Below are 9,873 nucleotides of genomic sequence, written 5' to 3'. Positions count from 1 at the left end.
TTTGATAAAAATGTAAATTCAACTACTTTGAAAAATTATAACCAGGTTTTAAATGAATTTTCTAAAGTTAAAACCCTGCTTCAATGCAGGGTTTAAATTTATTCATGGAGAAAATTAAAAATCAAAAGCCAAATACTATAGCTCGAAAAATTACTATAGTTCGCTCATTTTTAATTATTTATACGATAATGGGAAAATTAAAAAGAAATTCTGGGAGCATTTAAAACCCCTCGTTATAACGCTTTACCACGTTTTTTAACTGAAAAGAAATTAAAAGCTTATTAAAATTCTCGAGAACCTTATTGCTATATCTTTGAGTTTATATATAAAACAGGGTTGAGATTATCAGAGCTATATAACCTGGATTTTGAAAAATAAATAGAAATACATATATATTACGTGTTTTGGGTAAAGGTAATAAGGAAAGAGTTTTGAAGATTGATAAGAAATTAAAAGATCTATTTGAAAACTTTAAAGATATTTTACCTGGTAAAAGATCTATTCAAAGAGAAATTAAATCGCAGCTAAAAGGCTGGTATTGAAAAGGACGTTAGCGTTCATAAGCTAAGACATTCTTTTGCTATATCAAAATTAATGAAGGTGTGCCTATAAACGTTATTCAGTCATTGTTAGGTCATTCAAGTTTGAATACTACGGCTATTTATCTAAAGTTTTCATCAAATGACGTTAAACTGACATGATATTCATTTGTTTATCATTGACAATAAGTATACTTTTATGGTATATTTAGTATGTGGTTATATTATTAATACTATATGTAGTATTGCGAGGTGAAAATATGGAATTAATTCTCGATGTTATATTACCTGTTAAGTCAGTCGCTAATGTTTATGCCGCTAATAATAATATTTATTTTAAATTAGATTCTGAATTTAGAAAAAAAGGTTGGATTATGAAATCTTTAAATATCCTGGATATAAAAGATTATGACGATGGTTTGAAAATAATGTATAGAATGGATTTAGATCCCACTAATAACGCTAAAAATTGGATTTGAAAAAAGGGAAATATATAGACTTGATAATCCCACTGATGTTAAGTTAGCCGCTAAGTGGGTTTTTGCCATTTTAGTTACTATTTTGCTGGCACTTTCGCAGTTGAAGTAATTACAATACGTGTAATTGATATTATCGCTAAAAATGCAGATGAATTAAAACTCGTTGGCCAAAGTGCAGGATCAAGTCTTTTGATTGGATCACTGGGAATTTTTTAATAGGATTTATCATTTTTAAAATATTGAGGGGTGAAGTTTCTTGAAGTTTTATGAGTTAGAGGCTATTAGTATTTATTTTATGAGACGGTATAACCTTTCTTTGGCCAAATTGCCAGTGCTTTAGATTTGCATAAGAATTCAGTACAACATCATTTGAAACAACTTGAAAAATATGCCGATGATTTAGAATTACTTCTTTTTTCTTTCAAAATATAGATAGATCAGCTCAAACTTATGAGGAAAAATTAAAGCAGCTCAGGAAATCGCTGCAAAGTATTATGAAGAGAAAAAATACTTAATTGATAGGTTGAAAGAAACTTTGAAAGGTAAAGATACGTTGAGGAAGATATAAATGAAACTGAGGTGATAGAGGATATGGAAGTAAATAAAACTTCTGTGCCTGTTATTTTAAGACAGGCTGTTAGAGAATCAAAGGCAACTGTGTATGAAAATTATACAGAACCCGTTATTGAAAAAAAAGAGGAAAAAAAGAACAACCTAAAGAAAATGACAATATCCTGGATATAGTTAAACCACTTGCTATTGCTGTTTTTGCCGGTTTTGTTATTGCTTTAATGCAAAGAAGTTCTACACCAGTTATTGAAAATAAGGTTATGCCTGCACCTGTTGTCCAGGAAAAAATAGATCCATTTGCACAATTTAGAAGGGGTTATAATATGGAGAATATAAATGATGTTGTTGTTAATGATTTTCAGGAAATTATGGAAGATACAGAAACAGATGAAACTATAAACGAAATGATTTTATCGATAATTTTCAGTTCGATGATATGACTATTGAAATGGGTATTGAATTTGTAGGCTCTCAAATCGCTAATATACGTAAAATTAATGATCCTACTTTCGTCGAAAGATATAAGCAATCTACTATGGCTTATTTGAAAATGTTAGGATTTAAAGATGCTGTTAATACACTCTCTATTAAAAAAATGAGCCCTAAAATGGTTCTTATCCTTGGTGCAATCGGTATTATAGGAAATGGGTTTATTATCCCAGCTTTACCAAATTTACCAGAGGTGGGAGAATGATTTATACTATTCTTGGAAAATCAGGATCAGGTAAAAGTTATCTTGCAAGAAAATTAGCTAATGAATTAGCTGAAGAAAAGAAATTATTCGTCCTGGATAATTCGCATGATCACCTTAAACTCGGTAATATGAAGTTATTACAGTTAAACGATGAAATAGCTGATAAAATTAATACTGATAAGCTTATAACCTCTTTTGATAGACTTATTATTGAGACTGAATATATAGACGATACTTTGCTGTTCAATTTTGTAAATAGATTTTCTCGTTCTGTATGGAATAAGGGAAATATAGTTTTATTAATAGACGAAGCTCATATGTTTTATCCGCTCAAAAAGAATCCTATTGAATTAGAAAAACTCGTTAAAACTGCAAGAAAACGAGGTATTGATATTATTTTTGTTACCCAGCAGTTTAGTGATATAAATAAAGCGGCTATTAAACAAGCTCATATCCTTATTTTATTTAAATTCTTTGAACTTAATGAGCTCGAAACTGCAAGAAAATACGGTGTTGATAAGAAGATTATGGAACAACTAAATAAATATGAATGTATTGTCATTGATACCTGGAGAGGTAATTATGAAATTGCTAAAAATGATAAAGTTTTATAATGTTACGTTTTTTTGAAGGTGGTAACCGTGGATTACCACCTTCATGTTTTTTGTTTAAAAGGTGGTAATTGAGAATTACTACCTTAATAAAAGGTGGTAACTGTGGATTACCACATGTGGTAACCGTGGATTACCACCTTAACACATGAAATTAGCTTATAATACATATTTCGCTATTGCTAAATACATAAATACAGTTTATAAATACCGTAAATCTTTTTATTAAGATTATGTTAAGAAAGAAAATAAACCTTGATTTTTTATGTGTAAAAATATATAATAATATTGAGTTGCCTATACAAAATTATATAAAGGAGGGTTTTTATGATTGAATTAGAAGGTATAAAATTTTTTACTTTAAAAGAAACTGGTAGTATGTTGAATAAACATCCGGAAACTATACGACGTTGGATAAAAGAGAAAAAACTAAAAAGCTATAAAGTAGGAAATGTATATTATATCAAAGAAGAAGACATTAAAAATATTTTATTTAAGCAAGATACAGAAAATTGAATGTAAAAATTTCTACGGATTATACCCTAAGAAAAATAAATTTACAAGGAGGGGAAAGAATGAGAACCGAGTATGAAAGAGGATATATAACAGGATATGAAAATGCATTAATGCGAGTTATAAGAATAGCAGAGAAAATAAAGGATCCAGAATTATTAAAAAGTATATTAGATCTGATATATGAAGTATATAAAATAGAAAAAGGCGATCAGCACACAAGTATGCCAACCGCCAGCACATTGGGATCCCACGCCAATGAGTCCCATAATAATTATAGCAAAAAAAGACGTATAGTGCAAGAGGGTGGGGAAGTTGTACAAAGAAAACAAAGTTACTAAAACATTCAATGTTGCAACACTATTTATTGAATTTCAGAAAATAGCATTAGAAAAACATTTTGATGTTATACTTGTAGAATATATAATTATTTACTATTTAAATTAATGAAAATTTTTTTAATAATCCTATTGATAATGTTACTATAATAAAGTTTCAAAAGAAGTAAATATAGAAACCAAAGTAATAAAATATTTCGTACCTTAAAACAAGAAGGATTAATATACTACGAAAGTAAATACAACAAGACAAAAATATATTTCGGAGAGTTGGCCAAAGAAAAAATAAGAGAAGAACAAGCTAAAAAGATACAACAACAGAAAAAGTAAAATAGAAAAAGAAAGCGAAAAATAAAAATATTAAAGCATATCTTAACAGATGAAATGTATTCAGAATTACAATTATATGCAGGATTCTTAAATGTAGATATAAAAGAAGAAACAAGAGAAATAATATTTAATACGGACAATACGTTTGTAAAAGACCACATAAGAAAAAAATTATTATACAAAATGCAAAAAGAAGTAAAAGAATACAGTTTAAAATTGATATAGTCCTGGTAACTCTTAATGTTATAATGAAACAACGATTTTTATTAATTAGTGGAGTGCCAGGACATATAAAAGCCAGTTCCAAAAGCTCGTAAGGGTATATTGGTAATAAAAGTATATTTAACGGATTAGTGGGCAAGGAACTGGCTTTTATTTTAGCTCAAAAAAAGGGGGTAACACGGGTGGTAGCAGGCATTGACGTAGGAAAAAGCATGCATTATGTAAGCATAAACCAGAAAGTAAAAAGGTTTTCATCAAAAGAAATAAACAAACTAAAAAAACATTTAAAAGAAAACAAAATAAAAAATATATTATTAGAACCCACAGGAGTATATTCAATACCTTTAATAGAAAAATTATATAAAGAATTTAACGTATATGTAGTACCAACATATTTAATAGCAAAATTCAAAGGAAACAGATTTCAAAAAAACGACTCAATAGACGCAAAAATACTTGAAACATATTATTACACGCAAGAAAAGCAATTTACAAAATACAAAGTAGATAAAAAATATATAATAGCGAAAAAACTTAACTTAATGATTTCAGAAAGGGAAAGCTTATTAAAAGCGAAAACAAGAGAATTTAACAGGCTTAGATCAGAATTATATGTAATAGACGAAAAAACGCATGATCTAACAAAAGCGAAGCTAATAAAATATGCATTAAACACAGAAAACAAATTAATACACTTAAGGGTAAACAGGATAAAAAACATAGAAGAAAGCATTGAATTATTAGAAGAAAAAATAAATAAATACGTAGATTCACATAAATTCATAAAAGAACAGATAAAAGCGATAATGACAATACCGAAATTCTCATATTATGACGCGTGTATAATAGTATCAAAAATAGTAGATATAAAACGATTTAAAACAGTAAAAGCATTTAAAAAGTTCTTAGGCTTTGGAGTAGCAAAAGAAGAATCGGGAACGAGCATAAAAAGGACGAAAAAAATAATATCCCACAAAGTATTTAAAGCAAAAATGTATCTATTCATACTAAGAAACATGCAAAAAAGCGGGATAATAACATAAAAAGAGCGGTATATTACTACACATATAAATACAACAATCACTATAAAGCGGTAATGAAAGTAGCGGCGAGAATAATAATAAGGATATTTTATATATTAAAATATAAAAGAGAATACAATAAAAGTATTGAATATATAGACAGAAAAACCTTAATATTAATAAAAGAAATAATAGAAGTAGAAAACAACAAACTATCAAACAAAAAATCAAGAAAATATATAGCGAATGAAAAAATAATAAAGTTCCTGGGTAAAAATATGGTGATATATGAAAAATAACGGCCAAAATAAGCCGTTTTTTTATTTATTATGTATAAAACTATATCTTTTTGTACTTCAATAAGCTTAGAGGCTCAAATTTTAGCGGACAAAAAATGTGATGACTTGTTATAAACTGTGAAAAAATATAAAAAAAATCGTACAAATTTGTACGAAAATATATTATTATTTGTACAAAAGGCGGTCAAATTAGTATCAAAATTTGACCGTCTTTTGTTATTATATGTGCTTTTTACCATCTTGAATTTGTACAACAAAAAAGAACAAAATAACACTGTATCGCACAAAAAGCGACAAAAAAACTCAAGGAGGTAGAAAGTATGGATAAATTAGTAGATTACTTAAAAACAAACTGGAAGGATTTAGCAGCAGGAGCAGCAGCGGGAGCAGGAATATTATTTGTAGTATTAAAAATGACAAAAAATTAAAGAAGTAAGAGGAGGTAAGAAAATATGAATCAAAGAGTACTTTCATTAAGTGATGAATGGGCAAGTTATTCAGACACAGTAAGTTTAAAAGCCGGACAGGCTATAAAATATTGGAAATAGTACCGCCAAGAAAAAGTGCATTTGTAATATTAAATAACCCTGCAATAAGAATGAAATTAAGAGACGCAGCAGGAAACGAATTATCAGCAGACACAAAAATTTGTTTTGCAGGTAAAAGTAGTAAAGAAATGCTTGCAACACAATTGAGTGCAGAAAAGAATACAGAGCATACAGAGAAATAACAGAAAGTGATCAATACAACGAAAAATATCAAGAAGCATTAACATTCCCTGTTGAAAACGACCTATTATTTGAAGAATTAGAAAAATTTGAAGTATTTGTAGAAGTAAGTTCAGACATAACCCTTGATTTAACAAAATCAAAAATAGAAATTCCAGCAGTTGAATTAACAACATCAGAAGTACAAGAAATGGATCTATTAGGAGCAGATTATGAAGTGGATATACCAGAAGAATATGAAGACTATGAAGAATATTGAGGTGATGTAAATGAATACAGTAAAAACCTTATTTTTAAATGACTTTGAAAAATATGCAAATGTAGTAAACAAAGATTCAAAAGTCCTGGAATTTGACGTACCAGGACAAAAAATATATCAAATTGACAGTGATAGACCATTTAGAATGAAATTAGCTTCAAAACATGAAGCAGCTAATTACACAATTAGCGCTACTGAATTTAACGTAACAGTTGCAGGTAAAATCGCTGTTGTTGATACAGATGACTTAAGCAAATCAGTATATGCCGTACTTGATGAAGGAAACGGAACAGTACATACATTGGGCGTGAAAGCCATAGATAGCATAAACAAAAAATAACATTAACCAGTTCAGAAACAGGAATAACAGGAACATTAAAAGTCTATTATTTATTCTTAGATGGATATTACAAAATTGCATGGGAAGCACCGCTCGGATCCTCTACAGAAATTAAGTCATTCATGAAAGGATCCTTAGGAGATTTAAACAGCAAAAAAATTTTTGAAAGTTCATACTATCTTCCATACATTGCATTACTTGATGATTTCATGCTTCAAGTATATGTAAATGCACCAGTTGCAGTTGATTTTGACAACCCATTGACATTTGTTGAAATACCGGTTATTGAATTTGACAAAGCAGAATTCGAAGAAATTGCAGCAAGTATGGATACAGTATAGAAATGGTGCTTGAACATCAAAGAAAGTTATAAGCGAGGTGAAACGCATGGATATATTAGGAGGTATCTTTAATGCAGCAAAAGGCGTAGTAGGATTTGCAAATAATTTATTAAATGGGGGTTCTAAACCAGCCCCGCACCTGCACCAGCACCAAGACCACAACCACAACAAATAGTGGTAAAACAGAAGAAAAGAAAATGATAATACAATGTTATTCGCTATTTAGGGCTTGCAGGTGTATTATTAATAGTTTGCTTATGAATAAGTGAGGTGATTAGATGAGAATGAGGCAACATAAATATACAAGATTAACACCAGGAAGAATAAAAAACCACCAAGAAGTATAGGAATGAGAAGACCAGGAGTAATGCCAAGAAAACCAGACCACATGTAAAAAGACCTGTAATAAGGCCTAAACCAGTAAAGTGTCACATGTAAAAAAAATTAAACAGGCAAAAAGACTATACCTATAAGCTGGGGCCATTTGATTTCTTTAAAGGTGCTGCTGAATTTGTTGTGGTGTAGTTGATGGAGTAACAAAACCGTTGGCGGTGTAGTGGGGTCTATGTTTGGGAAAAAAAGAAAACCAGACCTAAACCAAGGTCAAAGCCAAAACCTGTTGTACATAGAGCAGTTTCAAGACCTTCAATTCACAGAGTTACCTCTGCAGTTCATAGAGTAACACCGCAACCTACACACAGAGTTTCAAGATCATATATTCCAGAACAGTTCAAAGAAAAACCTTTCAAGTTGCAGCGGCAGTTGATCCAACAGGTGGAAAAATCAGAGATACTGCAAGAAAGCCGCAGTACCAACAAGAACAGAGAAAAAACAAATTTCTTACCTGTATTCTTGCTGGAGCTGCAGCAGTTGGAGGATTCCTGCTTTTAAGGAAGTGATTTAATGGATCAATTAATGAGCATGATAAGCAATGTAGGATTACCCACAGCATATAGTGCATTTTTATTATATTACACAGTACGTGAAATTAAAAAAGTTTAGATCGTAATACCGAGGCGATTAATAAACTCAGAGAGGATATGTATAAATTATTTGTAAGAAAGGACTGAGAAAATGTTTAATTTAAGATTTATTGTACCTATGATTATAAGTCTTGTACCGTTTTAAAAGTGCATTAAACAAATGCTTGTAGATATTTTAGAGAGATAAGAAAAAGATTGATGAAAATGATGAAAAAATAGCTCAAAGTGTAAAGAAGAGATTTTGACATTCTATGATGAACATGAAGAAAAGATACCAGATGAATTAAGAGGCATTACAAAAAAGCATTGAAGTATTAGCAGATGTGATTTATTCAATTATCGATCATGCAGATGACGCAGCAGGATTATAACGGAGGTAGCAAAATAATCGAGGTGATTTAATGAAAGAAGTTATAAAAAGATTGTAATAGATACTTCTAAAGAATTAATAGACAAGGAATACAGAGAAAAAGGTACTGGAATTGTAGTTTTACAACACCAAAGAAGCAACTATTAAATTTGATAGTACATTAAGCCAGGAAATACTTTACAGGATATTGAAAGTATTAACCTGGTAAATTTTGAAAAGTTTTATATTTCTTGTCCTGCAGATATAGCCCCACTTGAAATATTAGTTTTAAAGAAAATATATACGTTGATGCAAATACTAATTACAGGATTATAAACGATAATATAAACATTTACCTGAATTTTTTACTGTGTGTTCAAGGTGGTAATAATTTTGACTTTGAAGAATTAGACGGAACAACAGCAAAACATATCAAAAAATGGAGTTATACCTGCTATTTCAGGTTTTCAGGTATTCGGTGATCTAACAAACTGGCAAATTTTTGTTACTCTTGAACCTTTACCTGTTGCATTTGGTGGAACGGTAACAATAAAGAGTATCCAAAGAAATTGCAGGATCGACTTTTGTAAGGCTTGTAGCAAGAGCAATAACCTTTCAACCACTGGCAAATGCTTCACCGATTAATGTATATATTGAATATTTGAAACGCAGTAATAGTGCAGTTTTTAGCTTCTAAAATATGACGATTTAAGGATGGTGTATTTTTTAGGTATGTAATTTATCACAGAAACTTTTAAAAAGCGCTTAAAAGGCTAATACAGTTTAACAGGAGGTTAAGAAATGGCTAAAAAGAGAAGAAAAAGAAAATCAAATAAAGGTTCTAATGCTTTAAAGAAAATTGTAAGAGAAGCAAAGAAATATATAAACATAGTGCAATATCCTGGAAAAATGCAATAAAAAAAGCAAGTAAAAATATAAAGTGGGAGAATTTAAAATGCTTGAATAAGAACACTTTTAAAATAATGGCCAGCGTAAAACTCTATCCCCCCTTGACATATTATCTTTAGCTTTTGCAGAAAGTAGTTTTAACCCAGCCGCACGTAACCCTGCACTAATGCGGTTGGGCTTTATCAAATGACACCATGGGCTATTAAAAGAGTTAGAGCAGAGAATTTGAATATATTTGATCCAGTAACTTCAACAGAAATAGTATGCAAATTTTTAAACTTGCTGGAAGAGATCGATTTACCCAAACTTGAAAAATAAAAATACGAAATTTTATCAGTATTTAAGTG

Annotated in this window: 18 protein-coding genes; all 18 read left to right on the top strand. The window is 29.9% G+C overall.

Going from position 1 to position 9,873, the window contains the following annotated elements; genetic code table 11:
• Nucleotides 1–404: 404 nt before the first annotated feature.
• Nucleotides 405–542: a hypothetical protein gene (locus DJ007_RS15035; RefSeq protein WP_165974212.1), complete on the top strand. Its 138-nt coding sequence runs from the start codon at nt 405–407 to the stop codon at nt 540–542.
• A gap of 42 nt (nt 543–584) precedes the next feature.
• The gene (locus DJ007_RS20645) at nt 585–701 is read left to right on the top strand and encodes a tyrosine-type recombinase/integrase (RefSeq protein ID WP_438268393.1); all 117 of its coding nucleotides are present in this window, start codon (nt 585–587) and stop codon (nt 699–701) included.
• A 98-nt stretch (nt 702–799) separates the two neighbouring features.
• Entirely contained in the window at nt 800–1,018 is a 219-nt protein-coding gene (locus tag DJ007_RS14255) for a hypothetical protein (protein ID WP_129410152.1), read from the top strand.
• 54 nt (nt 1,019–1,072) lie between these two features.
• Nucleotides 1,073–1,234, top strand: coding sequence for a hypothetical protein (locus DJ007_RS15030; RefSeq protein ID WP_165974211.1), 162 nt, complete (start codon nt 1,073–1,075; stop codon nt 1,232–1,234).
• A gap of 375 nt (nt 1,235–1,609) precedes the next feature.
• Nucleotides 1,610–1,762, top strand: coding sequence for a hypothetical protein (locus tag DJ007_RS15025; RefSeq protein ID WP_165974210.1), 153 nt, complete (start codon nt 1,610–1,612; stop codon nt 1,760–1,762).
• Between the two features lie 47 nt (nt 1,763–1,809).
• Complete coding sequence (locus DJ007_RS14250) at nt 1,810–2,028, top strand: hypothetical protein (protein ID WP_129410151.1); 219 nt, start codon at nt 1,810–1,812, stop codon at nt 2,026–2,028.
• Complete coding sequence (locus DJ007_RS14245; protein WP_129410150.1) at nt 2,025–2,282, top strand: hypothetical protein; 258 nt, start codon at nt 2,025–2,027, stop codon at nt 2,280–2,282. Before DJ007_RS14250 ends, DJ007_RS14245 begins: the two co-directional genes overlap by 4 nt.
• A complete protein-coding gene (locus tag DJ007_RS14240; protein WP_129408989.1) occupies nt 2,279–2,896 on the top strand; it encodes a zonular occludens toxin domain-containing protein in 618 nt (205 codons plus the stop codon). The genes DJ007_RS14245 and DJ007_RS14240 overlap by 4 nt, the downstream gene beginning before the upstream one ends.
• Before the next feature lie 324 nt (nt 2,897–3,220).
• Nucleotides 3,221–3,409, top strand: a complete 189-nt coding sequence (locus DJ007_RS14235) for a helix-turn-helix domain-containing protein (RefSeq protein ID WP_129409050.1) — start codon at nt 3,221–3,223, stop codon at nt 3,407–3,409.
• Nucleotides 3,410–3,468: 59 nt separating this feature from the next.
• On the top strand, nt 3,469–3,747 hold the full coding sequence (locus DJ007_RS14230; protein ID WP_129409064.1) for a hypothetical protein: 279 nt from the start codon (nt 3,469–3,471) through the stop codon (nt 3,745–3,747).
• Nucleotides 3,722–3,853, top strand: a complete 132-nt coding sequence (locus tag DJ007_RS19600) for a hypothetical protein (protein WP_276318813.1) — start codon at nt 3,722–3,724, stop codon at nt 3,851–3,853. Before DJ007_RS14230 ends, DJ007_RS19600 begins: the two co-directional genes overlap by 26 nt.
• 275 nt (nt 3,854–4,128) lie before the next feature.
• A complete protein-coding gene (locus DJ007_RS15020) occupies nt 4,129–4,299 on the top strand; it encodes a hypothetical protein (protein ID WP_165974209.1) in 171 nt (56 codons plus the stop codon).
• A gap of 179 nt (nt 4,300–4,478) precedes the next feature.
• Nucleotides 4,479–5,339, top strand: a complete 861-nt coding sequence (locus DJ007_RS14225; protein WP_129410149.1) for an IS110 family transposase — start codon at nt 4,479–4,481, stop codon at nt 5,337–5,339.
• Nucleotides 5,340–5,392: 53 nt separating this feature from the next.
• Complete coding sequence (locus DJ007_RS14220) at nt 5,393–5,617, top strand: hypothetical protein (RefSeq protein WP_129410148.1); 225 nt, start codon at nt 5,393–5,395, stop codon at nt 5,615–5,617.
• A gap of 538 nt (nt 5,618–6,155) precedes the next feature.
• Complete coding sequence (locus tag DJ007_RS14215) at nt 6,156–6,347, top strand: hypothetical protein (RefSeq protein ID WP_129410147.1); 192 nt, start codon at nt 6,156–6,158, stop codon at nt 6,345–6,347.
• A 267-nt stretch (nt 6,348–6,614) separates the two neighbouring features.
• Entirely contained in the window at nt 6,615–6,944 is a 330-nt protein-coding gene (locus DJ007_RS14210; RefSeq protein ID WP_129409060.1) for a hypothetical protein, read from the top strand.
• A 122-nt stretch (nt 6,945–7,066) separates the two neighbouring features.
• Nucleotides 7,067–7,285 carry a hypothetical protein gene (locus tag DJ007_RS14205; RefSeq protein ID WP_129410146.1) on the top strand — a complete coding sequence of 73 codons (219 nt, stop codon included), beginning with the start codon at nt 7,067–7,069 and terminating at the stop codon, nt 7,283–7,285.
• A 2,427-nt stretch (nt 7,286–9,712) separates the two neighbouring features.
• Nucleotides 9,713–9,844 (top strand): hypothetical protein, encoded by a 132-nt coding sequence (locus tag DJ007_RS19595; RefSeq protein ID WP_276318812.1) that lies wholly within the window; start codon nt 9,713–9,715, stop codon nt 9,842–9,844.
• Nucleotides 9,845–9,873: the final 29 nt, after the last annotated feature.

The sequence above is a fragment of the Marinitoga lauensis genome (genome assembly GCF_004135675.1).
Taxonomy (GTDB): Bacteria; Thermotogota; Thermotogae; order Petrotogales; family Petrotogaceae; genus Marinitoga; species Marinitoga lauensis.
Note: the sequence above shows the minus strand (reverse complement) of the source record. Positions and strands in the feature narration are given on the sequence as shown.